The sequence below is a fragment of the Thioalkalivibrio sp. HK1 genome (assembly GCA_000583135.1).
Lineage (GTDB): Bacteria > Pseudomonadota > Gammaproteobacteria > HK1 > HK1 > HK1.
The window spans coordinates 1-23,923 of sequence record JFBG01000033.1 but is presented as its reverse complement, the minus strand read 5'-3'; the positions used below and the strand labels follow the sequence as shown (position 1 = coordinate 23,923).

At 59.4% G+C, this 23,923-nt stretch carries 19 protein-coding genes; 14 read left to right on the top strand and 5 right to left on the bottom strand.

Annotation, left to right across the window (positions count from 1 at the left end; translation table 11 throughout):
- Positions 1-233: 233 nt before the first annotated feature.
- Complete coding sequence (gene recC, locus BF99_RS0109875) at positions 234-3,659, bottom strand: exodeoxyribonuclease V subunit gamma (protein ID WP_025770734.1); 3,426 nt, start codon at positions 3,657-3,659, stop codon at positions 234-236.
- Positions 3,660-4,550: 891 nt separating this feature from the next.
- Between recC and BF99_RS0109855 the strand changes: the two genes are divergently transcribed.
- A complete protein-coding gene (locus BF99_RS0109855; protein WP_156013253.1) occupies positions 4,551-8,381 on the top strand; it encodes a beta strand repeat-containing protein in 3,831 nt (1,276 codons plus the stop codon).
- Positions 8,382-8,581: 200 nt separating this feature from the next.
- On the opposite strand, the gene BF99_RS0109845 is transcribed toward BF99_RS0109855, so the two are convergent.
- The 4 genes from BF99_RS0109845 to BF99_RS0109830 are packed head-to-tail and all read right to left on the bottom strand — an operon-like array spanning position 8,582 to position 10,902.
- On the bottom strand, positions 8,582-8,971 hold the full coding sequence (locus BF99_RS0109845; protein ID WP_025770731.1) for a LexA family protein: 390 nt from the start codon (positions 8,969-8,971) through the stop codon (positions 8,582-8,584).
- A complete protein-coding gene (locus BF99_RS0109840; RefSeq protein ID WP_025770730.1) occupies positions 8,968-9,714 on the bottom strand; it encodes a type I-MYXAN CRISPR-associated protein Cas6/Cmx6 in 747 nt (248 codons plus the stop codon). The genes BF99_RS0109845 and BF99_RS0109840 overlap by 4 nt, the downstream gene beginning before the upstream one ends.
- Positions 9,704-9,985, bottom strand: coding sequence for a hypothetical protein (locus BF99_RS23940; protein WP_025770729.1), 282 nt, complete (start codon positions 9,983-9,985; stop codon positions 9,704-9,706). Before BF99_RS23940 ends, BF99_RS0109840 begins: the two co-directional genes overlap by 11 nt.
- 26 nt (positions 9,986-10,011) lie before the next feature.
- On the bottom strand, positions 10,012-10,902 hold the full coding sequence (locus BF99_RS0109830) for a TauD/TfdA family dioxygenase (RefSeq protein ID WP_025770728.1): 891 nt from the start codon (positions 10,900-10,902) through the stop codon (positions 10,012-10,014).
- A gap of 261 nt (positions 10,903-11,163) precedes the next feature.
- On the opposite strand from BF99_RS0109830, the gene BF99_RS0109820 reads away from it, so the two are divergent.
- The 13 genes from BF99_RS0109820 (at position 11,164) to BF99_RS0109750 (ending at position 23,414) form a co-directional block, all read left to right on the top strand.
- A complete protein-coding gene (locus BF99_RS0109820; protein WP_038097968.1) occupies positions 11,164-11,862 on the top strand; it encodes a response regulator transcription factor in 699 nt (232 codons plus the stop codon).
- A 42-nt stretch (positions 11,863-11,904) separates the two neighbouring features.
- Positions 11,905-12,327 (top strand): hypothetical protein, encoded by a 423-nt coding sequence (locus tag BF99_RS0109815; protein WP_025770725.1) that lies wholly within the window; start codon positions 11,905-11,907, stop codon positions 12,325-12,327.
- A 310-nt stretch (positions 12,328-12,637) separates the two neighbouring features.
- Positions 12,638-14,122 (top strand): sensor histidine kinase, encoded by a 1,485-nt coding sequence (locus tag BF99_RS0109805; RefSeq protein ID WP_025770723.1) that lies wholly within the window; start codon positions 12,638-12,640, stop codon positions 14,120-14,122.
- 175 nt (positions 14,123-14,297) lie between these two features.
- Positions 14,298-15,473, top strand: a complete 1,176-nt coding sequence (locus tag BF99_RS20655; RefSeq protein WP_081759204.1) for an acyl-CoA desaturase — start codon at positions 14,298-14,300, stop codon at positions 15,471-15,473.
- Complete coding sequence (locus tag BF99_RS0109795; protein ID WP_081759202.1) at positions 15,452-16,732, top strand: NAD(P)/FAD-dependent oxidoreductase; 1,281 nt, start codon at positions 15,452-15,454, stop codon at positions 16,730-16,732. The genes BF99_RS20655 and BF99_RS0109795 overlap by 22 nt, the downstream gene beginning before the upstream one ends.
- Entirely contained in the window at positions 16,729-17,598 is an 870-nt protein-coding gene (locus tag BF99_RS0109790) for a DUF1365 domain-containing protein (RefSeq protein ID WP_025770720.1), read from the top strand. The genes BF99_RS0109795 and BF99_RS0109790 overlap by 4 nt, the downstream gene beginning before the upstream one ends.
- Positions 17,595-18,872: an SAM-dependent methyltransferase gene (locus tag BF99_RS0109785; RefSeq protein WP_025770719.1), complete on the top strand. Its 1,278-nt coding sequence runs from the start codon at positions 17,595-17,597 to the stop codon at positions 18,870-18,872. The genes BF99_RS0109790 and BF99_RS0109785 overlap by 4 nt, the downstream gene beginning before the upstream one ends.
- On the top strand, positions 18,869-19,522 hold the full coding sequence (locus BF99_RS20650; protein ID WP_025770718.1) for a DUF2878 domain-containing protein: 654 nt from the start codon (positions 18,869-18,871) through the stop codon (positions 19,520-19,522). Before BF99_RS0109785 ends, BF99_RS20650 begins: the two co-directional genes overlap by 4 nt.
- Entirely contained in the window at positions 19,519-20,340 is an 822-nt protein-coding gene (locus BF99_RS0109775) for a DUF1295 domain-containing protein (RefSeq protein ID WP_025770717.1), read from the top strand. The genes BF99_RS20650 and BF99_RS0109775 overlap by 4 nt, the downstream gene beginning before the upstream one ends.
- Positions 20,337-21,398, top strand: coding sequence for an SAM-dependent methyltransferase (locus BF99_RS0109770; RefSeq protein WP_025770716.1), 1,062 nt, complete (start codon positions 20,337-20,339; stop codon positions 21,396-21,398). The genes BF99_RS0109775 and BF99_RS0109770 overlap by 4 nt, the downstream gene beginning before the upstream one ends.
- Before the next feature lie 72 nt (positions 21,399-21,470).
- Positions 21,471-21,860, top strand: coding sequence for a DUF1475 family protein (locus tag BF99_RS0109765; RefSeq protein WP_025770715.1), 390 nt, complete (start codon positions 21,471-21,473; stop codon positions 21,858-21,860).
- A 286-nt stretch (positions 21,861-22,146) separates the two neighbouring features.
- Entirely contained in the window at positions 22,147-23,067 is a 921-nt protein-coding gene (locus tag BF99_RS0109755) for a hypothetical protein (RefSeq protein ID WP_156013252.1), read from the top strand.
- A 50-nt stretch (positions 23,068-23,117) separates the two neighbouring features.
- Positions 23,118-23,414, top strand: coding sequence for a virulence factor (locus BF99_RS0109750; RefSeq protein ID WP_025770712.1), 297 nt, complete (start codon positions 23,118-23,120; stop codon positions 23,412-23,414).
- Positions 23,415-23,923 lie beyond the last annotated feature (509 nt).

Sequence of the window (23,923 nt, the reverse complement as noted above, 5' to 3'; positions counted from 1 at the left end):
ACGCTGTCGATCAAAACGACTCGCCTCGCCCAATAATCGCCGTTTTGCTTCCGGTGTGATATCACCCTCGCAGGCTCGGCGCTTGCGAGGGTGATTTTTTATGAGGTTTGGCCGGCATCGATGCTCGCCGTGCAAGTGCCGGCCGATGGGTATCGTTGAGATGAGGGACCGCTGCAGCCCCCTTGTCGACCTTGCTCGGATGAGGTATCCGTCTCGGGCCATTTCCTTTGGATTCACCCCGTTTCGCTCGCATCGATCAAGGGAAAGAGAAGGGCTTGGGTGTTGGGGGCGAAATCCTCCGGGACATCATCTGCGGCAAAGCGCTCGATATTTGCGAAGACCAAGGAAAAATAGGGGTCGGATTCCTCACCGCCCATTTCGGAAAATGCGCTGTCTTTCCATGTTGCGGTTGCCGCTTTCCAAGGGTCTTTTTTCGCTCGCACCGAGGTCATCGCGAAGGTCGTCGATGTTTCGGGAAAAAACGCCAAGGGGCGAGTTTGCCCTTGTTGCCAGGCATCTAGCCATGAGAGCAAAGTCTTTTTTGGCTCGTTCGGGGCGGCGATGGTTTCGGTCTTCCATTTTCCGCTCTTGTGATCGTAGTGAACGATAGCGGCAGGGCAGGCTCGGCCTTCGAAAATGCTCCATGCCAGCTGGCGAAGATAGGCCTCGAACCGGTCTTTCGCCCGCAAGGATCCGATGCGCCAAAAAACCATCCTTTGGGAGTCTGCATTTCCGGTGAGATAGTTGGATCGATCGTCCCCGATCGTTCCGAATAGACGAAAGCCGTTCACTTTGATATCGATCGTCTTCGGAGCGGCATCCAAAAGAGCTCGATGGGGTTCGAGTTCTTTTTCCAAAGAGGCGATCATCGTTCTTTGACGTTCCAGATCGACCTGCCCGAAAACGCCGTGCGGAATCTCTCCCTTGCCTTGCAATATCGTCAGGCTATGCTCGATGCCCCGCTCCTTTTTTCGGTGGCGAAAGAGGGCGCGGCGAACGCCGTATCTCGAAAGGGGATCCAAAGAAAACATCTCTTCGTTTTCAAGACCGACCTCGGGGCGGCGAAGCCGGATGCGAAGGCTTTTATCGAGAAAATACCTGGTCGGGTTGGTGAAAAAGTCGATGAGATCATCGAGCATCACCGATCCCGAATCAGCATCGCTCTTTTTTATATCGAAAGCCTGTGCTACCGGTTCGATGCCGGGATCGTCGGAGAGAGCGCATTGCAGCCGTCGATCGAAGGATGCATCTTTTCTCGGATCGCCTTCCAAGGCTTTTGCCGCCTCGCACATCTCTTTCGAATAACTGAAAAGAGGGGTTCGATGCTCTTTATCACAATGCTCAGGATCCCGAGGTTTGAAATAACGGGGGTTGAAGGGTTGCAAGGGATGGCGGTAGAGCATTCGCCCTTCGAGATCGCCGGCGTCGGGGAATCTCTTTTTCAGATAGTCGATCCATTCCCCGACGAGTATCGAAGGGGGGATCGCCTCGTCGTTTCTGAGGTTGCGGCCGGTATAGCTGACGATGAAACAATCCCGGGCGGCCAGCAGGGCTTCCAAGAAGGCGAAACGATCCTCCAAACGCAGGTCTTGATCCCCCTCTTCGGGATTGGCCGCCACCAGATCGAAAGTCGGAATCGAGGGGTTGCGCGGAAAAACCCCGTCGTTCATGCCGACGACACAAACCACCTTGGCGGGGAATATCCGGCCCTGGGCAAGACCCATGACCGTCGCCGCCTCGGCAAGGCGCACCGATTCCATCGATGATCCGTCGGCCATCTTTTCGAACACGTCTCGAACCACGGCGAAATCGATGGGCATCGCATCTTCGGGCGATGGGTGGGGCGCTGCCTCTTTCAAGAATTTTTCGATCAATCCTCGGATCCCTTCGATATCGTCCAGGATATCGAATCCGCTTTGCGACCCATGCGCCGGGGTGCGGAAAAAACGATCGACGATCCCGTGCAGTTCCTCGCCCCATTGCTTCGCCGAGCGTTTTCTTCCTCGATCGCTCAAAGTGCGAAGAGCGAAGATGGCTTCGCAGTAGGAAACGAAACCCCCGAGTTGTTCGTAGTCGCCGGTGCCCGGATCCAAGCCACCGACCCCTCGGATAGGGCAAGGCACGAGATCGCAGACGGAATCGTCATCGTCGGTGACGGCGTAGCCGATCAGCAGTCGCCTCAAACCGGCTCGCCAGCTGTTTTGCGGCCCTTGCGGCAGGCCCTCGGCGGCCCGGTGATCGGCGTCGATCCCCCAGCGGATGCCCGCATCGCGAATCCATTGCCGGATGGCGGGCAGGCTCGCCTCCTCGATCCCGAAACGGGCGCGTACCGCCGCCGAATCCAAAGGCGCCAACGCTCGCTGCGCCTCGTAGCGGGAGGTGGGCAGGGAAAGCAGATCGACGAAGGCGCGTATCGTGGAGGAATCGCCCTGCCGGGCACGCGCGATCCGTACCGAAATTGTTCCCTCGGATTCGAAAACGGCTTTGATGGCCGGGCCGTGGGTGGCGGTATCGGGGGTCAATATCAGGATATCGGCCAAGGAGATCGAGTGATCGCGCTGCATGATATCGAGCAGACGATCGTGCAGGACTTCGGCCTCTCGAATCGCCGAGTGGCAGACGTGGATCTGTAGGGAATCGTCGTCTTCGTCGAAGTCCCTTTTCAGGGCACACGCGCCTTCGGCGGCGGGGACGAGTTCGAGGATATCGCGTTGCACCTCGGCCAGCCGGGAGCTCTTTTCCCCGGCCTCGTAGCAGTCGATCTCTTCTTCGTTCTCCCCCACCAAGCGGTCGAAGCTCGAACGGCCGGCGCGCGCCCAAGCCGCGACCAACTCGTTGCCGATATCGAAATGCTCCTCCGGTGATTCGATATCGATGCCATGCCTGCGATTGACCTCTCGAGGGGTGCGAATCGCGCTCCAGTATTGCGAGGAGGGGCTCAAGATGAACAGGTTCAGATCGAACGCTCTCTTTCGATCCGCCTCTTTCAGCGTTTCGAGAAATTCGAGGTAGGAAGGGGTGAACGAGGACACGCCGAAGAAGAAGGCGCGCTTCGGCCAACAAGCCCCGGGTACGGCGGGTACGGATCGGCTGCGAAGCGCTTGTCGAAAGGCCGAGATGACATTGACCCAGTGAAGCGCTTTCGGATCGTCTTGGATCAGCCTTTGCCAAAGACGGATTTGCCAGCAATATTCTCGATCGGGGGCGGGTTTTGTATCCTCCCATTCCCGGACCCGGTCGGGGCGATAGAGCAGGCAGCGGTCGTAGACCTTCGCCAGACTGTCGGCGAGGTCGAAGGTGCGCTTGGGGTCACTGCCATCTCGCCAGGCATTCGGGATATCATCCGATGGATCGTCGAAATCGAGGAGGAGATCGTAAAGACGCCAGCGCAGGCGATTCGGGGCGTAGAGATGATCCAAAGGCAGATCCGGAATCGCGCGGCGCATCATCGACCATGCGAACTCCGCCGGCAATTCGAATTCGAGATTGGCGGCGATCCCCGTACCGCGGGCGATTTCAAGGCGCAGCCAGCGCTCGATGGTTCGATCGGGGACGACGATGCGCTCGACTTCGAAGGGATCGCTCACCGGGGATTCGCGCAGGAGGCGAACCAAGCGTTCGGCGAGGACTTCAAGGCGGTTGGAATGAAAGGCTCTCATCGCTCGGTATCGAACAAGGCGATCATCCGTGTTTGGAGGGAGGCGCTACGGACCCCGGCCTCGTGGCGAAAGGAAGATTTGGCAAGGATCGACGATCATACCCAAGGTCATTGTCCGGCAAGTCCGATCGCCGGATCGATGCCATCGATGCCCCTCGCCCGACCCCCGCCCGCTGCAATAATCACGAGCCTTTCGACGACTTGAGGGTATGATTGGGGGGTGCAAGTGGATGGGCTGCGGTCTTTGTCGGCCGAAACCAAGGCCGATCGAGCCCGATTCACAAAGCGCACCGGGGGTGCGAAAATTCCCCGATGGTTGCGCAAGCAAAGCCGATGATACGAGAGTCCGCTTGCCCATCGAATCCGGCGGCCGGACATCGGATCGACATCGGTCGGCGCTTTTTTCCGATGCCCGCTCTCTTTTCAGGGCTTTTCATTTCGCAATACGAGGGTTGCGCAGACGATCGAGACAGGGCAAACGATCGGCACATCGTCTTTGCCGGTCTTCTCGCTCGCAAAGCACTCCGAACCCTTCTCGGATCGACTTTTACCGGCTCCTATCGGGTCGCAAAGAGGTCGAAAGGACGGCAAATCCGCTCGATCGAATTCGCCCCCTCACCGACACCTCTATATTCCAAAGGCGATAAATAAGATGCACCGATTCATTCGCATAGCGACGGTCCTGATAGGCGCGGCGTCATTCATGCTCGCAGGCCAGTCATTCGCGCAAATGGAAGCGGCGCATGACTGCGTGACGGTGACTGAAGAAGTGAGTGCGAGTCCATATAGGAACCACTTGGTACTATCGAATAATGACGCTTGCGATCACAGTATCATTGTGAGGTATCGACTGTATGTATCATCTACGAACTGTCTACAGAGCAATTTTACCTTGAACGTCGGTGTTACGCATCAGGGGATCCCGCTAGAACGTTTTCCGAATATGTGCGTTCAATATACCAATGCGGCGCACCAAGAGGCTTCCGGATTTAGCAGCTGCGGGTCGCTCCCGACGGGTTGCAGGACCTCGGGTTATGCCATAGTCGTTCCCGCTGCGCTCCCCCCTCGTTCGGGAACGATCCAAGTCACCCCGGCGGGAACTTTGGAGATAGACGAAGGGAGTTCGGGCTCTCTCTCGGTCGCACTCAGCATCTCCCCGAGAAAGAATGTAACGGTGACCCTTTCGAAGACCAATCCGGATGTGACCCTCTCCCCGACCTCCTTGAGTTTCACTCCCTCGAATTACTCCACCGCGCAATCGGTCTCCGTTTCCGCCGCCGATGATACGGATCTGGCGCCCGATACCGATACGATCACCTTTACCGCATCGGGAGGCATCACCGCTCCCGCCGTGACCAAGGCGGTTGCCATCGATGACGACGACAAACCGACGGGAACGATAACGCTGGCCCCCGCCGGGGCGTTGACCATCGACGAAGGAGAATCGGGTACCTTCTCGGTCAGCCTCAGCGCCGCCCCGGGCGGGGATGTGACGGTCTCCTTGTCGAAGAGGAATGCGGATGTGACCCTCACCCCGGCTTCCTTGACCTTCACCACCTCGAACTACTCGACGGCGCAAACGGTCACCGTCGCCACCCGCGCGGACGACGATGCGGGGAACGATACCGACACCATCACCCTGAGCGCATCGGGGGGGATCGAAGCACCGAACGTCACGAAGTCGATCACCATCGAGGATGACGACGAGCCGGAGTTCACTTTGACCGCCACCCGATTGACCGTGGCCGAGGGGGGGCAGGTCTCCTTCGGGTTACGCCCGGCGACAAGACCCTCGGAAAATATCATTTTGCGATTGCGAGCCTATAAGGGCCTGACTATCTATAACGATCTCGACATCGATATGGATCCCAATATGGCGGGGAGCCAGATTCAAGCGGACTTCCATCGATACGGTCAGACGAATGCTTGGAATCAAAACCGAACGATAACCCTCACCGCAGCCCAGGACGCTGATGCGAACGATGAATCGGTGCAGGTTGTCGGGTACGCAAGAAACGGGGATTACGAGCAAGAGCCGGTGACGGTGTATGTCACCATCACCGACGACGACCAAGTATCGGGGACGATCGATGTCACCCCGGCGGCCTTGACCATCGACGAAGGGAATTCGGGGACTCTCCAAGTCAGTCTCAGTGCCGCCCCGAGGGGGACTTCGACGCTCACTTTATCGAAAACCAACCCGGACGTGACCCTCTCGCCGACCTCTTTGACCTTCAACGCCTCGAATTATTCCACCGCCCAATCGGTCACCGTTTCCGCAAGTCAAGACACCGATCCCGACGACGATACCGATACCATTACCCTTTCCTTGAGCGCAACGGGAGGCGTTATCGCTCCCTCCGTGACCCGAGCGCTTACCATCGAAGATAACTACATCCTATCGGGAACGATCCAAATCACTCCGGCGGGGACCTTGGAGGTGGAAGAAGGGAGTTCGAGTTCCATCTCGGTCAGTCTCGATACCGCCCCGAGCGACGATGTAAGGGTGACGCTTTCGAAGACCAATGCGGATCTGACCCTCAGCCCGACGACCTTGACCTTCACCCCCTCGAACTACTCCACCGGGCAATCGGTCTCGGTTTCCGCAGCGGAAGATGGGGATCAGGCGGACGATACCGGCTCGATCACCTTGAGCGCAACGGGGGGCATCGTCGCTCCCTCCGTGACCCGGTCGGTTGCCATCGTCGACAACGACCTGCCGGCGGGAACGATAGAAGTCACCCCGACCGGGACGTTGACGATCGACGAAGGAGCCTCGGTCACCCTCTCGGTCACCTTGGGCGCCGCCCCGAGCAAGAACGTGACGGTCTCTTTGTCGACGGGCAATTCGCAAGTGACCCTCACCCCGGCTTCTCTGACCTTCACCCCCTCGAACTATCACATCGCGAAAACGGTCACCGTCTCGGCAGATCAGGATCCCGATGACAACGACGAGAGCGACACGATCACCTTGACGGCATCGGGAGGAACCATCGCTCCGAACGTAACCAGAGCCCTTACCGTCATCGATGACGAAATAATAGGAACGATTCAGGTCACTCCTTCGGGAGCGCTGACCATGAGAGAGGGCACCACGTCTCGCTTCCGGATCAGTCTCAGCGACGCCCCCGACGCACAGGCGACGGTCTCGCTTTCGAAGACGAATCCGGATGTGCTCGTGTCTCCGAGCTCGTTGACCTTCGACCCTTCGAACTACTCGCAAGATCGATGGATCACGGTGGTCGCAGGCGAGGATGATGACGTGGAGAACGATAAAGACACGATCTCCATTGAAGTATCGGGAGGGATCAGCGCTCCGAGCATCACCAAAGCCGTTACCATCACCGATGACGAAATACTGGGAACGATTCAGGTCTCTCCTGCGGGAACGCTGATCATCAGAGAGGGCACCACGTCTCGCTTCCGGATCAGTCTCGGCGTCGCCCCTGACGCACAAGCGACGGTCTCGCTTTCGAAGACGAACCCGGATGTGATTGTGTCTCCGAGCTCGTTGACCTTCGACCCTTCGAACTACTCGCAAGAGCAATGGGTCACGGTGGACGCAAGGGAGGATGATGACGAGGAGAACGATGAAGACACGATCACCATCGAGGTCTCGGGAGGGCTCGTCACTCCGAGCGTATCGAAATCGCTCACCATCTTGGATGGCGATTCCCAGCCGCCGATCGCTCCCCCGACCTCTTCGATTTATTTGGGAGGCGTCGTCGTCACCCCGTCGATTCTCACCCTCGCCGAGGGGGAAAGGGCGATCTTCTCCGTCGGTCTCGATACCGCCCCGACCTCGGATGTGACGGTCGATCTGTCGGGGACGAACTCGGATGTAGGGCTTGCGTTCGACGCCATCACCTTCACTCCATCGAATTGGCAGCAAATGGCCGATGTCGCGATCTTCGCGCTCGAGGATTCCGATACGACGAACGACTCCGATACCATCGCCTTTTCCATCGAGAATCTGGCGCTTCATTCGCTTGCGGTTTTCATCTCGGATAACGATAGCGTCCCCAAAGCGCCGATCAAGGCCCAGGCTTTGGCCATTCCCCCGCCGGAATCGGGGGACGATATGACCTTGCGCATTCGCTGTCGGCAGGATTCACCTTGCCATATCCTCTTGGATTGCTCCACGCAGATCGATGGGAAGGTCTTCGAGGGGCGCTTGCCAGACCCCATCCCCGCGCGCGGATCCATCTCCCTTTCCGCTGCCGATATCCAACGCCATACCGGATGGATATCGCTGGGGTTCGACGGTCGATTGGGCTGTTCTTTGCGTAGCGACGATCACATCGGCTCCCAAGTTTGGACGCGCTCGGGGGATAACATCCTCGTCAATAACAGCGCGATCATTCGCAGCCACCCCGAGGGTGGGGAGTTCCGGGCGGATATCGAGTCGATCCCCTCCCCCGAATCCTTCGATGCGCCCAATATCAGGATTCGATGCAACTCGGAAGAGGCGCACTGCTCCGAGATTCGCTTCTTTTGCTACACCGACGATGGAGCGAGGTACGAAACGACCTTCGACGGCTTGGCTCGGGGTCGAACCCTCCACCTGCAATCGGAAGCCTTGGCAAGGGAACTTCAGGTTCGTTGGAAGAACTTGGGTCTGACATGCGAGGTTCGCTCGAATGCCAGATTCACCGCACAAGTGCTGGCCCGAACGGGCGGCGGGGGGGCTCTGGTCAACAACAGTGCGACCGGGGGAAGATGACGAAGCGTTGTTATTCGATATAACTTGCTATCCGATATAGCTTCCCTTTGAACCCCTTCGTTCGCATTACCGAAGGATGAGCCGAAGGATTGGCCAAAGAATTGCGAAAATAGCGAGGATATTCTTTATTCAGTTGCATTCAGTTGCATTCAGTTGCATTCAATTACATTCAATCATATCCAAATCATATCGAAAAGCATTCAATCGTAGCGTTTATGGCCCCGTCTTCTCCGGCCGGTGCGTTGCACGATCACGCCCCGCAGGCAGGAGGGTCGATCCTTGATATCGATATCGGGCCAATCGGGGTCGAGGGCCACGAGCCTCGAGGCGGCGCCGGCATCGTCGCATATCAGTTGACGGAAGATATATTCCCCGTCGATCTCGGCCAGTACGAAGGCGCCGTCTTTGATCCTTTCGCCGGGGTCGATGATGATGACGCAACCGAGATCGAACTCGGGAGCCATGCTCTTGTCGATGACCTGCAAGGCGAAGGGCTCGGCTTCGATGCACGTCGAGGGCTGATCGATCACCTTCGAACCGTCATCGATCGCGATTTCGAAGGAGTCGGATTTCGAAGACGAGGCTTTCATCGACTTGCCGTGGAATTCGCGATCGGATCGATGGATTTATGAGGGATGAACAGACCGCAGCCGAGCAGGGTGTCCTCTTCGAATCCATGCCTTCGGATCGCGATCGAGGCTTTGATATCGAGATCGGCGATCAGCAGGCTGCGGGTGGGAAGCGCACCGGTCGGGGTCTTGATCCGATTTCTCAGGCCGCAGATCGTCCGCGGCGATCGATGGGTCAAAGCCTCGATCGATGAGCGCCATCGCGCGATGAACCTTTCTTCATCGCCGCTCTCGTTGCCACCTTCGTCATCGTCGCCCTTCGCTTCGGTGGCATCGGAATCCTCATCGAGGAGATGGCGGGCGAAAAGGGTCGGGGAAGCGGCGAGGGGGCGAACGCGGGCCTCGCCGATATCAAGCCGAGTCATATCCAGATCGAGACGATGCCCGCAAAGGGCTTTGGCCTCTGGCGCGCGCCGTGCCGGAATCCGCAGCTTTAGCGAGGTGCGGTGCGACAGGAGCAGCCATTGCCCCGATGCATCATCGGGTCGCTCCCAGCCATTGCCGGAGGCCGCGCCGTGGATGGGGTGAATGCCGGCGGCGGGCTCGTTTTCCATCCAAGGCAGCCTTTCGACCACCGCGCTGCGAAGGGCCCAAGCATGATCCGTCGGAAGACGACCGCCTGCGATGCGAAAGGCGATTTCCACGATTTCTTCCGGCGCATCCGGCCCTTCCGGCGCATGCGCCATGATCGGATCAGTGCACATGCGCTTTCGAATCAGATTCTTTCCCTTTTTCCCTGACCGAGGTGGATTCGAAGGCGGCATTCCCCGATGTCTCGTTCTTCGCCCCGGTGGGATGGGAGACGAAGGCGCTTTCGAGCAGATCTTCCCAATTCTCCGGGGTGTCGGCGAAGGGCGGTTTGATATCGATGCGCAAAAAGCGCTCGCTGCCGGAGCGTTTTTTCACCGCCTGCACGAGGTCTTCGAAGGATTGAAGGTCGAATTCCTCGATCAGGATATCGCTGATGCGCAGCATGGTTTTTTCTTCCCTCGCTTTGGAGTCTAAGAATCGGGGGCGCCGCCGACGGCATCGAAACTGCGGATGCGAAGGAGTGTGCGCGGCGATGCCGCCTCGTCGATGAAGGCGCTGCGACAATGAAGGATATTGTTGCAGATGATGCCCTCGCCCGCCTCGAAGCGGATCATCAAGGCATCGCGCGCAAGGGTGTCGATGGTCTTGCGCAAGGCGATGCGGGCTTCGGCGATCGAGGGCGTATCCCGCCATCGGATCGACCGGGTGCGGGAGGTGTAGCGCATGGACAATCGGGGCCTCGAATCGGCGCTTGACGGGGTGGAAAAAGAGAAGACCGGACCGCTTCGGCAAGGGCGAAGGCATCGCCCCTTTTCGTCGAAGACCGCAGGAACGCTCATCGCTTGCGGATGCATCAGGGCTTCGACGAGGCTCGGATCGTGATCGTGAAGGGCGATGAAAAGACGATCGGGATCGATGAAGCCGTTTTCGCCGCCGCTTGCCGCCGGCCGTTCGCAATGCATCGCGATCGAGCGGATGGGGCGCTCGCAAGGGTGATAGTAGCCATCGCTATGCCAGTTCAATGCCCGGTCGGTGAAGGGGATCATCTCCCCGGCGGGGGCACCGGCAGCGGGGGTGTTGCGAACGCTCACGATACCGAAGGCGTCGGCATCGAGGCTGAAATCGCGGCGGACAAGACCCAAGGCATGGGCGAAGCGATCGAGGGCGCATCGATCCGCCGTATAGGGCGGTGCGAAACGATATAAAGCGAAGTTGAAGCGATCGCATCGGTGCAAGATTGCCTTGCGCTCGGCGTCGGTGGGCTGCGCGGGGTTCGAAATGTCGATGATCGTTCGAATGGAGTCTTCGATGTCGCGTTCTCGGCGAGAATCGATCCATCGGCGAAGGGTGCTTGAATGCATGATGGCTTCGGGCGGCTATGTCGAGCGGCTGTGAAAAAGACGATATCCAAGCGATGAGATATTTCGAAGATGGTATCGTTGATATCGTCGATATTCCCTTGGAGATCGTGAGGAGGATCGGGCGCCATCGAAGCGTTGAAGTTCGCAAACGATATCATGATCCCATCGCTTGGTTTTTTGGCCCGTTGACGGTCGGGGCATTTCGTTGTTAGCCCTTCGCCGTTGACCTTTCGCTTTGCCTTTTCACAGATCCGATCGCCCATGCTCGCAACCCCCTCAGGTAGCCGCGAAACCGTTTTGGTTATCGAGGATAACCGCGATATCGCCGAGATGGTTTGCGCCTTTCTCGAGCGGCGGGGTTATCGAGTGGACTATGCCGCAAATGGCATCACCGGCTTGAACTTGGGTAGCAACCAAGAGGTGGATGCCATCGTCTTGGATCTGATGCTACCGGGCCTCGATGGGCTGGATCTTTGTCGGCGCCTGCGCGAGGATGCTCGCAGCGACGTTCCGATTTTGATGCTGACCGCCCGCGATACCCTCGAGGACAAGATCGCCGGATTGGATGCCGGGGCGGATGATTATCTGATCAAGCCTTTCGAGATCGAGGAACTCGAAGCCCGATTGCGGGCATTGCTGCGCCGTCGAAAGGGACTCATCGCCCCGCAGATCCTCCAAGTGGGGGATTTGATTCTCGACCCCGCCACCCTTCGGGTCGAGCGCGCCGGGGTCGTGATTCCCATCACTCCGATCGGCTTCAAGATTCTTTCCCTGTTGATGCGGGCATCGCCGAGGGTGGTCGGTCGCCGCGAGATCGAAAGCGAGATCTGGGGTGATTTTCCACCGGACAGCGACGCCCTGCGAAGCCATCTTTATATCCTTCGCCAAGCGGTGGATCGCCCCTTCGCCCGCCCGTTGATCCATACTCGCCCCGGGACGGGTTATCGTTTGAGCGAATGAGGATGAATGATTCTCGTTGTCACATTGGAGAGATTAAGAGTCATGAGCACCGAATGGATCGTCGCGATATCGGCCCTCGCCGCCTCTCTCGCTTTCGTATTGGGTCTTTTTCTTTGGATTCGTCGCATGATCAGGCAAGAGAGCGAATGGAGGAGGAGAGGATCCATACTCGATGTCGAACGCATCAGATCCGATTTCGAAGCGACTGCGGCCGAGGTGAAAGAGGAGATCTTGGCGGAGACGTTGAAAGGATTCACGCAGGTGGCGGATTTTGCGGTGACGAGGGCTGTGGATCTGGCGGCGACAAGGGCAGCGAACTTGGTGGCGGCCAAGGCCGCGGATCTGGCAGCGACCAAGGCCGCCGAGGAAGTCTTGCGCAAATACACCGATATCGATGACAAGAGTCTCGATGGCTTGACTGTCCTTCGCCCGGAAACGCTCGATCGATCATCGGGACCTGAGTAAAATCCCGGATCGCCGAGGATCGAGGATAAGATGAAAGTGGCCGATCCTTGTTCCTTGCCGAGATTCCTCGATCGAGAAGGATGAATGCCCCTCGACGATGCTCTTTCGCTTCGATGGAGCGCCATGAGGCGGGGCGTTGTCGTATCGATAACCGAGGGGGATCGAGCCGTCATCGTCGATTCGCTTCACAATCTTTGACCGCCACAAGCCATTCGTCTTTTCCATCACCCGCCTTGTCGAAGCCAAGGTCCGAGGCGATCGATCCTCGCTTTTCGTCCCCTAGCCATCGGATGCCCTTCGAGAATCCTCGATGCCCTTCGAAGTCGAACCCGACCCCCCTTCATCGGAAGTCCCGGCGAAGACAAGTCGTCGAAAGGCGCATAAGACGAAGGGCGGGTTGGGGCGGCGTCTCGGACTCGTCTTTTTATTGCAGGCGGCGTTCATCAGCCTTGCCGCGATGATCGGGGTCTATGCCGCTGCGCTCACCATCGAAGAGGTATTGATCCGGCGCGCCCTCGAGGAAGAGGCGATCTGGTTCTGGGAGCGCTTTGCGCGTTCGAACGATTTTCCCTTGCCCGATACCCTGAACCTCACCGGCTATATGAGCGATATTCGCGCCGAGCCCGAGGCGCTCGACGCTTCGGTACCGACATCGATCGCGGATTTGGCGCCGGGCTTTCACGATTTGCCGGCGGCGGCGGGTTTTTCGGTGGTCTACGTCTCGCAGCGAGAAGGGCGCACGCTTTTCCTGGTGTTCGACGGCGAGCGGGCCAGCGATCTCGCATGGTGGTTCGGATTGGTTCCTTTGGCGGGCACGCTGGCGCTGCTCTATCTCTTCACTTGGCTCGGCTATCACCAGGCCCGACGGGCGATCTCCCCGATCTTCTGGCTGGCGCGGCAGGTAAGGCGCCTGGATCCGATGGCACCCGATCCATCGACCTTCGATCCCCAAGGCCTGCCACCCAATGCCGATGCCGAGATCCGGGATCTGGCGGCGGCCTTGGAAAGGCTCTCGGGTCGGATCAACGAGCATATCGAGCGGGAGCGGGATTTCACCCGCAATGCCAGCCACGAACTGCGCACCCCGCTGACGGTGGTGCGCCTTGCCGCCGGGGCTCTGAAAGAGCGCATCGCATCGTCCGAACTCGCCGGAGATCCCCAAGCGGGCGAGGCGTTGGCGCGGATCGCTCGGGCGGCGCATGAAATGGAGGAGACGACCGGGGCCTTGTTGTTGCTGGCCCGGGCGTCGGATCGAAGGCTCTCCTCGATTCAGGTGGATCTGAACGAGATCGTCGACCGACAGTGCGATCGAGCCCAAAGCCTTCTCGCCGATAGACCGATCCGCATCGAACGATATTTGGGGTCGCCTTTGACGGTTGCCGCCGACCCCGGGGTGCTTTCCGTACTCGTAGGCAATCTGCTGCGCAACGCCGTGCAATACACATCGAAGGGAACGATCGAGGTGCGGATCGAGGGCGAGCAGTTGAGCATCGAAGATACCGGTATCGGTATCGCCCCCGAGAAACTCGGCTCGGTCTTCGAGCCCTTCGTGCGCGCCGGGGAGGTCGCCTCGAGCGTGGCGGCCCTTGAAAAACCCGAGGGGATCGGGCAGGGGCACGGGGTGGGATTGTCGATCGTCAAGCGGCTTTGCGATCGTTTCGGGTGGCAGGTGACGCTTGCAAGTCGAATCGGTCAAGGGACTTGCGTGCGGGTGGATTTCTCGTCGACGCTTTCGATATCGGATCCGATCGAAGACCCCTTGCCGGCATCGTCGGATCGGGCATCGGGGATTTGAATTTGAAGGTGTCGTCGATCCCGTCGATTCTCTCGCTCCCACCATACTCACTCATGCGCACGATCGCCGAGAGGAGCCGAGCACTATCGAGGCCGAGCGCGAGCGCAAGGGCGTTCTCGGATCGCGGATCTCTTCACACCATCTTCACGCCAAGACCATCAAACTCCCTGGCATGATGAGCGATCGAATACCCGAGGATGAAGGCGGTCTCGCCGAAAACGAGCCGTCGGCGGCAACGCCCAAGCCGTCGCCGTGGCGGCGAGCGCTGCGCTGGTTGATCAACGATCCCGCCGCTTTCGAGCCCGCCGCCGGCAGCCGAGCCCCGGCGGAAGAGGGATCGAATGGGGCTTGCGCGAACAGGGTCGACCCCTTGCGAGCCTCCTTCTTCGTCGCCTTGCATCTCGTTTGCTTGTTGGTGGTGGTGGTCGGGGTCTCGAAGGCGGCGTTGGTCCTGTGCGCGATCTTGTATTTCCTGCGCATGTTTTTCATCACCGGCTTTTATCACCGTTATTTCTCGCATCGCGCCTTTCGTGCCGGCAGGTGGATGACGTGGACGATGGCGGCCCTCGGGTGCACCGCAGGCCAGCGCGGCCCTTTATGGTGGGCCGGACACCATCGCATCCACCATCGCTTCTCCGATACCCCCGACGATCCGCATTCCCCTCGCCACCGGGGGCGCTGGTTCAGCCACTGCCTGTGGTTTCTCAGCCCCCGAAGTTTCGCGGTGCCGACCGAGCACGTTCGGGATTGGATGCGCTTTCGCGAACTGAGAATCTTGGAGCGCATCGATTCCGTGCCCTTCATCTTGCTGGGGGTCGCTTGCGCGCTTTTGGGCGCTTGGCTCGATCGAGCCTATCCGGCCCTCGAAACCGGTGCGGGGCAGATGTTCGTATGGTTCTCGATATCGACGGTGCTCGTCTATCACGCCACCTATACCATCAACTCCTTGGCTCACGGCTTCGGGAGTCGACGCTACGACACCCCCGACGATAGCCGCAACAATGCGTGGTTGGCGCTGATCACCCTGGGCGAGGGCTGGCATAACAACCATCATCGGTATCCGATATCCGCTCGCCAGGGTTTTCGTCGGTGGGAGATCGATCTCACTTGGTTGGGGCTGCGGGCCTTGGCGGCGGTGGGCCTGATCTCGGATTTGAGACCGGTCCCCGATCGACTGCTTCGAAACGCCGACGCTTCGGATCATCGCCCGCCCGAGCCCGCATCTCCCGCCGGCTCATCGAGTTCGATCGGCGATGTATCCGGCGATACATCCGGCGATATATCCGCGCCGGGCGAGCAAAGCCTTGAAAAGCGGCGAGGATCGAGACGATGCGAATGCGCATCGCGGTGATAGGAGCCGGGATCTCGGGCATGACGGCGGCTTGGATCCTTTCCAAACGCCACGAGGTGAGCCTCTTCGAAGCCGACGCTCGAGCCGGCGGGCATACATCGACGGTGCAGGTAGCGGAGGGGGATCGAACGATCGGGATCGATACCGGCTTCATCGTTTTCAACGAACCCAACTACCCCAATCTTTGCCGTCTTTTCGATGCCCTCGATGTCGCCTCGCATCCATCGGACATGAGTTTCAGCGTGCGCTGCGAGGCGACCGGTTTCGAGTACAACCCGAGCACCCTTTCCTCCTTGCTGGCCGGGTGGCGGAATTTCCGCAGCGCAGGCTATCGACGCCTGCTGATCGATATCGTGCGCTTTCATCGAGATGCCATTCGAAGGCTGGATGCCCCGCCGAGCGCAGGGGGGATCGACGATCGTTTGAGCGTCGATCAATATCTCGAAGAATCGGGCTACGGCGAGGACTTCGCCCGGCACTATTTTTTACCCTTGGGATCCTCGCTTTGGTCCTGCCCGGCTTCGAAGTTCGGGGAGTTTCCGGCGCGCTTCGTCCTTGAATTCCTGCGCAACCACGCCATGCTGCGATTGCGCGCTCGCCCGCAGTGGCGTTGCGTCAGCGGCGGCTCGTCGCGCTATATCCCGCCTCTTACAGCCCCCTACCGGGATCGATTGCACCTTCGTGCCAAAGTCGTTCGGGTGCGCCGGATGGCCCAAGGGGTGGGTTTGGATTTCGCCGACCGGCGAAAGGATGAGTTCGACGAGGCGGTCATCGCCGTGCATGCCGATCAGGCGCTGGCGATGCTCGATGCCCCGGAGGAGGAGGAATCCTTCGTCCTTCGCGCATTTCCCTACCAACGTAACGAGGCGGTGCTGCATACCGATACCCGTTTTCTTCCTCGCCGGCCGAGGCTTCGGGCCAGCTGGAATTACCGCATCCCCGCCGCTTGCGAAGGCAAGGTCATGATCAGCTATTGGATGAATCGTTTGCAGCGATTCAAGGCCAAGCAAGATTATTGCGTCACCCTCAATCCAAATGCCGATCTCGATCCCGATCGGGTGATCCGGCGTTTCGATTATGCGCACCCCCTTTTCGGCCCGGGCCGCAGCGAAGCGCAAAGGGCGCAGCCTGGCTTCGTTCGCCGCCGCCGGCTGTCCTTTTGCGGGGCGTGGTGGGGTGCAGGCTTTCACGAGGACGGGGTCAACAGCGCCCTCGAGGTGGCAGCGGGTTTCGGGATGGATATGGGGATCGATCGATGAACAGCCGTCTTTATATCGGCACCGTGCACCATCGGCGGATCACGACCCCTGCCCACGCTTTTCGCTATCGCCTCTTCATGCCCTATCTCGATCTCGACGAACTGCCCGATCTCCTCGACCCCCTGTGGTTTTGCTCGGCGCGCAAAACCGCTCCGATCCGCTTTCGCCGAGAGGATTATCTCGGCTCCCATCCGGCTTCGGCATCTCGCCCCTTGGCCCGAGCGGTGCGAGATCTCGTCGAGGAGCGGCTTTCGGATCGCCCCCGAGGATCCATCCGTCTATTGGCTCACCTGCGCTATTTCGGCCTTTGTTTCAATCCGGTCGTTTTTTATTACTGCTTCGAGCGGGCTGAGCCCGCAGAGCCAAAGATTGCCGATCCCGCCGAGAGGCTGCATTCGATCGTCGCCGAGATCACCAATACCCCGTGGCTTGAGCGTCATTCCCACGTTCTCGATTGCCGCGGATCGACGGGCGATCTCCATCGCTTCTCTTTCGACAAGGCTTTCCACGTATCGCCCTTCATGCCGATGGATCATCGCTATCACTGGCGTATCAATACCCCCAAGGAGCGCTTGCGGGTATCGATGCGCAGCGAACGAAAGGGGCGTTCGGTCTTTTGCGCAACCCTCGATCTAAAAGCCCGCCCCTTCGAGGGCCGGGTCTTGGCCCGCACCGTGGCTCGTCATCCGTGGATGAGCGCAAGCGTCATCAAAGGGATTTACTGGCAGGCGCTCGGGCTTGCGATCAAGCGGGCTCGTTTTCATGCCCATCCGAAGCATCTTCGAGTGTCCGCCTCGCCCCGGTCGCCGGCGATCGAAAGCGCATCGGATCGCCGCCCGGATCCGTCGGGGAAGAAAGGATCATGAGCATCGGCATGGATTTTTTGACGCGCCAAGCGCGCCGTTTGATCTTTGGGCGTCTGCGCGCATTGGACGGGGCATCGCCGCCCGAATCCTTGCGCATCGTCGATCCTTTAGGGGAGGTCGAGTTCGGGGCCTTGCCGGCCGAGAAGGCAGGGGCGTTGCTCCATGTTCGTCATCTGCGCTTTTACCGGCGGGTGCTGACCGGCGGTAGTCTTGCGGCGGCCGAGTCGTGGATGGACGGGGATTGGGATAGCGACGATCTCACCGCCTTGATTCGCCTGTTCACCCGCAACATCGCCATCTCCGATCTGATGGAGGGCGGCATGGCGAGACTGGCCGGTTTCGCAGCCAGGATGGCGGCCATGATGCGCCGCAATACCCGTATCAAAGCCAAGCGCAATATCCGGGCGCATTACGATCTCGGCGATGATTTCTTCGCGCTTTTTCTCGATCCGACCCGGACCTATTCGGCGGGGATCTTCGAGCACCCCCAAGCGACCATGCGCGAGGCATCGATCGCCAAACTGGATCGGATTTGCCGAAAACTCGCGCTTTCCCCCGAGCATCGGGTGATCGAGATCGGCTCGGGTTGGGGGAGTTTCGCGGTCCATGCCGCCGAGCATTACGGCTGCCACATCACCACCACCACGATCTCGGCGAAGCAATACGAATTCGTGCGTCGATTGATCGAGGCGCGCAAGTTGCAAGATCGAGTCCGGCTGCTGCAAAGCGACTACCGCGATCTCACCGGCGAATTCGACAAGTTGGTCTCCATCGAGATGATCGAGGCCGTGGGCCACGAGCGCTTGCCGGAATATTTTCGCGTCTGCGACGCCCTGCTGAACCCGCAAGGCGAGGCGTTGATTCAGGCGATCACCATGCCCTCTCGTCGCTATGCGAGCTACCTGCGCAGCAGCGATTTCATCCGTCATTACATCTTCCCCGGCAGTTGCGTCCCTTCGCTCTCCGCCATTTTGTCCGCCGCCACCGATACCGCCTTCAATCCGGTGCACCTCGAAGATATCGGGCTTCACTATGCGCGCACATTGCGTCGCTGGCGCCGAGCCTTCGACGAGCGGATCGACGAAGTGCTGGCCATGGGTTTCGATCACCGCTTCGTCCGCCTGTGGCGTTTTTATCTTTGCTATTGCGAGGCGGGATTCCAAGAGCGCTACCTGGGCGATGTGCAACTCTTGTTGCGAAAGCCGGGCAATGAAAATGCGCCGATCCTTCCCAAGATCGATCCCGAAGCCATCACCCTTGCGGGGGAGGCATGAGCGAAGAGACCGGCGCCGGGCTTGTATCGGCCAATCCCCGGGGGCGCTTGGTTAGGCTGGGCGTGAATTTCCTGGGATTCCAATCGGTATGGTTTGCCTGCGTGGTCGGAGCGGGGCAGGGCTTGGTCGGGCTCGGCCCCTTGGCCGCGGTGCTATGGCTGGGGCTGCATCTATTTCTTTCAAGGCGCGCCGCCGAATACGAAAGCGGGCGCTCGAAGGCCGATGAAATCGGCATCGAACTCAAGTTGTTCTTGGCCGCCGCCCTTATCGGTGGGGTGCTCGATAGCCTTTTGAACACCGCAAGCCTTATCGCCTTCCCGGCCCATGCCCGCCTCGATATCGCCTCGTTATCCATCAGCCCGCCGTGGATGATCGTGCTTTGGGGGGCCTTCGCCACCACCTTGCGGCATAGCCTTGATTGGATGCGCCGACGCTACGCCTTGGCCCTTTGCGCCGGGGCGATCTTCGGCCCCTTGGCCTACCTCGCCGGTGAGCGCTTGGGGGCGATCGATCTCGCCCCTTCCTTCCAAGGCCCCTTGGCGGTCGCCGTCGTATGGGGGTCGGCGATGCCCGCTCTGCTTCGGCTGCGAGAGCGGCTCGATGGCCGCCCTTCCTATCCGATGCGATCGCTTGCAGGAGACGGACGATGACATCCCTCATGGCCGCTTCGAATCCGGCATCCTTTCTCGATATCGCCCTCATCGCATGGGTGGTGATGGCGGTGGCGATGGCGCTGTTGTGGCTCGTCCAACTAAGGACTCAAGATGCCGGTATCGTGGATGTGGCTTGGGCTTTCGGTACCGGGGCGATCGCCCTTGTCTTGATAGCGACGGTCAGCCAAGGCGACGATCTCAGGCGGGGGATCGTCATGATCATGGCCCTGATATGGGCCTTGCGGCTTGGCACCTTCTTGTGGCGGCGTATCCGCGCCGGGGGGGTCGAGGAGGGTCGTTATCGCTACCTGCGGGAGGTTTTGGGCGAGCGGGCGGAAATTGGATTCTTCCTCTTCTTTCAGATCCAGGCGCTGTGGGCATTGATGTTCGCCCTGCCGATGTGGGCGGCGAGCGAAGCCGCTCGCCCGCTCGATATTTGGGATGGGCTCGGCATCGCCATCTGGATCGTCGGTATGGTCGGGGAATCGATCTCCGATGCCCAGCTGGCGCGCTTTCGCTCGGATCCATCGAAAAAAGGCCGGGTTTGCGATAGCGGCCTTTGGGGAAGATGCCGCCACCCCAACTATTTCTTCGAATGGCTGCAATGGTGGGGCTTTGCGCTTTTGGGGCTGGGCTCGCCTTGGTGGTGGATCACGCTGATCGGGATTGCGCTCATGTACATCTTCATCAATCACATCACCGGAATCCCCTATACCGAACGCCAAGCCTTGCGTAGCCGGGGGGATGCCTATCGTCGCTATCAGGCGCAAGTGCCCGCCTTCTTTCCCGCACTCTCGGCGAGGCGCAAGCCATGAACCGGCGGCGCGCCTTTTCGTTCACGGATCTCGCCATTTTCGCGGCGGAGCGCGGCTGGGTTGTCGATATCGCGTTGCGGGCGGGGATTCGTCGCCTGCTGCGAGAGCGCCTCGCCGAAATCGAGGCCGGGGGATGCGAGGCGGTGGCCGCTCGTCGGCAGTCCTTCATCGAGGAGATGAACGCCTCGGAGATCGCCTTGTTGCCGGAAGAGGCGAATCGACAGCATTACGAATTGCCCGCCGCCTTCTTCGGCGAGGTCTTGGGACCGCATCGTAAATATTCCAGCGCTTGGTGGGGCGACGGCATTTCCGATCTGGCGGCGGCGGAAGCGGCGGCCCTTGCCATCACCGCAAAAAGAGCGGGGCTCGAAGACGGGATGAGGATCTTGGAACTCGGCTGCGGCTGGGGTTCGTTGACCCTATGGATGGCGAGCCATTATCCGAAGGCACAGATCACCGCCCTTTCCAACTCCAATTCCCAGCGCCTTTATATCGCCGAGCGCGCCGCCGAGAAAGGGCTCGACAATATCGAGATCATCACCTGCGATATCAACGATTTCGATACCGAAAAGCGATTCGATCGGGTGGTGTCGGTCGAGATGTTCGAGCATGTCCGCAACTATCACCGGGCCTTCCAAGGGGTTTGGAGATGGCTCGCCCCCGAGGGTCGATTCTTCATGCACATCTTTTGCCACCGGGACGCCCCCTATCCCTTCGTCCCCCGCACCGAAGGGGATTGGATGAGCCGTCATTTCTTCTCCGGCGGCATCATGCCCAGCGATTGCCTGCCTCTTCGCATCCCCGGTAGCCCTTTGCGGCCGATGGCGCAGTGGCGGTGGTCGGGGGTGCATTACCGGCGCACCGCCGATGCTTGGCTCGCCAATATGGATCGCCGCCGCGAGCGGATCATGCCGATCTTCGAATCCGTCTACGGCGACCGGCAAGCGGCGATCTGGTGGCATCGGTGGAGAATTTTCTGGATGTCCTGCGCCGAACTCTTCGGCTATGCCCAAGGAGAGCGGTGGTGGGTATCGCACTATCTTTTCGGCCGCGACTGACCCCGAGCGCTTCGGTGATCGGACTTGCCAATCGAATCGATGAGTCGGCTTGATAAAAGGGAGCGAAGATCGATGGATTCACGGACTCCGCCGCGGAAGATCGACCCTCGCGCCGAGATTGCTTCCGGTTTTTCCTCGCGCAACGCCATGCTCTTCGGGGCGATCGTCGCGATCTCGATGGCCCTCGCCCTCGTCCTCGCCTTCATGCACGCCGGGCTCTTCGCCGATTCCAAGGAGATACTCGCTTTGGTCTGGGGGCGCTTTTCCGTTTTCGAGCTCTATATCAGTTTCGCGATCGTCTCTGTGTGGATCCTCTTTCGGGAATCGCATCGAGGGCGAGCGGTGGTGTGGATCGTATTGCTCATGCTTTTGGGCCATGTCGTCACGGGGCTTTATATCGCGCGGGCGGCTCATCGAAGCCGGGGCGATCCGCACCGCTTTTGGCTCGGGGGCGATCGATAGACCCTTCGTGCGACAAGTTTTTGGTTTCTCGGTGGGTTTTTGGTCAGATCGACAGCAGGCTGGTCGAAACCCCGCTCAGTCCCTCGCCGATCCTGCGTGAAAATAACGATCGAAAACGCTCGTTCGGGTTCTTTTTCGACGAGTTCCTTCTTCCCATCCCCTTCGACAAAAGGGATTCGAGGGATTTGCCAAGGCGCTTATGATGATCGAGTCCGATGGTTTTTCCGCTCGCCTTCTCAACGGCGCAACGCCTTCGATATCGGCCGCAAAATCCAAAGGAGAAGATGTGCCAATCGCCTTGAATAGCCGCATCCGCATCCGATCGCTCATCATCGCCATGCTCATCCTCGCTTCGGGGGCCATCGCCTCGCAAAGGGTTTTGGCCCTCGACACCCCCGAAGATCGGGCGAACGATCGGATGCAGATTCGGGTCGGTTTCGCCTGCGATCGTCAAAGCGGGGAGTTCCTCTACCAAGAGATCCACGAAGAAAGATGGGAATCGGGGCAACTGATGGAGGATCGGGTCGGCTATCGCTCTCCCCAAGGCGAGGAATTCGCCGCAAAGCGGGTCGATTATCGGGCGAGTCCCGTCACCCCCGATTTCGCCCTCGATGATCGAAGCACCGGTCATCGAGAATCGTTGGAGCGGGACCGGCAAAGCGGGGCGCTTCGGGTGAGTTATCGAGCGCCGGGGGATCGATCGGATACATCGATGAAATCCGAGGTCTTGGAAGGGAGAATCGATCCGATCGCCGATGCCGGTTTCGAACGGATGCTCTTGCAATCCTGGGATCGATTGTTGGCGGGGGAGACGATCACCCGGCCTTTTCTGATCCCCAGCTATCTCCAAGTCATCGATATGCGCCTTCGGCATCGCCCGCAAGCCGGCGATACGGAATCGGCGAAGATACCATCCCTACCCGATCTGGTGCGCTTCGAATTGACGATCGATTCCTTTTGGCTCAGGCTCGTGGTCCCCGCCATCGAGGTGTATTACGAATCCAAGACCAAAGAGTTGGTTCGCTACGAGGGACCATCCAATCTACGCAACGCCCAAGGCCGCAATCTCGATGTGAGCATCGATTTCACACCCAGGAGGGTCGAAGAAGGAGAGATGGGAGATGAGGGAATCGCCCCCGACATCGATCCATCATCCGAAGGGTGCGTATCGCAGCGAGGCTTCCATTTCGCCTCCGGCAAGCGATAGACTCGTCCTTTGTTGTTTCCTGACCCAATGGTCGATAGGAGGGAGCGGTCATGGCCAAGATCAGTGTGATCTATTGGCAGAATATTCCGTCCGTGGTCGAAGTCCGGGATCGAAGGGTGCGCCACAAGGTCGAACTCGATAAAAGATTTCAAGAACTGATCGATCTCGTGGCGATGAAGAAGCGATTGGCCGGTACCGACGCCTATCTCGAACAGTGGCGAAAAACCCCGCTCGAAGAGCGAGCGGGAAACCCACCGGATGTGGCGCGAGAAGTCGCCGACGAGATCGAATCTCGATTCGATGCGATACGAGCCGATGTATTGGCGCAAGTATCCGCCGACGAATGATCGAAGCGATTCGGGCGAGGAGGAGGGGGAGCAATGATGACCGGCTCGGATTGGATCCACTCGATTCTGACGGGCCTGACGTTGTTATCGGTAATCGTCTGTGCCATCCTCACGCACTCGGCGTTTGGAGAGATGGAATCGAAGATCGAGTCGATGCAATCCGACATCGTCGAGTTGAAGGTGTCGGTCGGCATCTTGAACGATCGCTCGGATCAGCGTTCCGCGACCGCATCGAACGATCCGCTCCCGTCGCGCCGGCCTCGATGATTTCGGATAAGCGTTTCGGGTAAGCGGCGAGGGTAGGGTATCATTGGAAATCATGCGTGGTGATCCCACCCGCATACTGAAGCCGATGGCTGTTGTTTTGGATACGAACAGCCAAAAAGTCTGAGAGCTCAATGGAGTGCACGAAAATGAGTCTTCCAACCCGCGATGTCAACGATTCGAGCGCGCGATCCGCATCGGTACCCAAGGTGCTGGTGGCGACTGAATTGACTACCCCCCCCCCC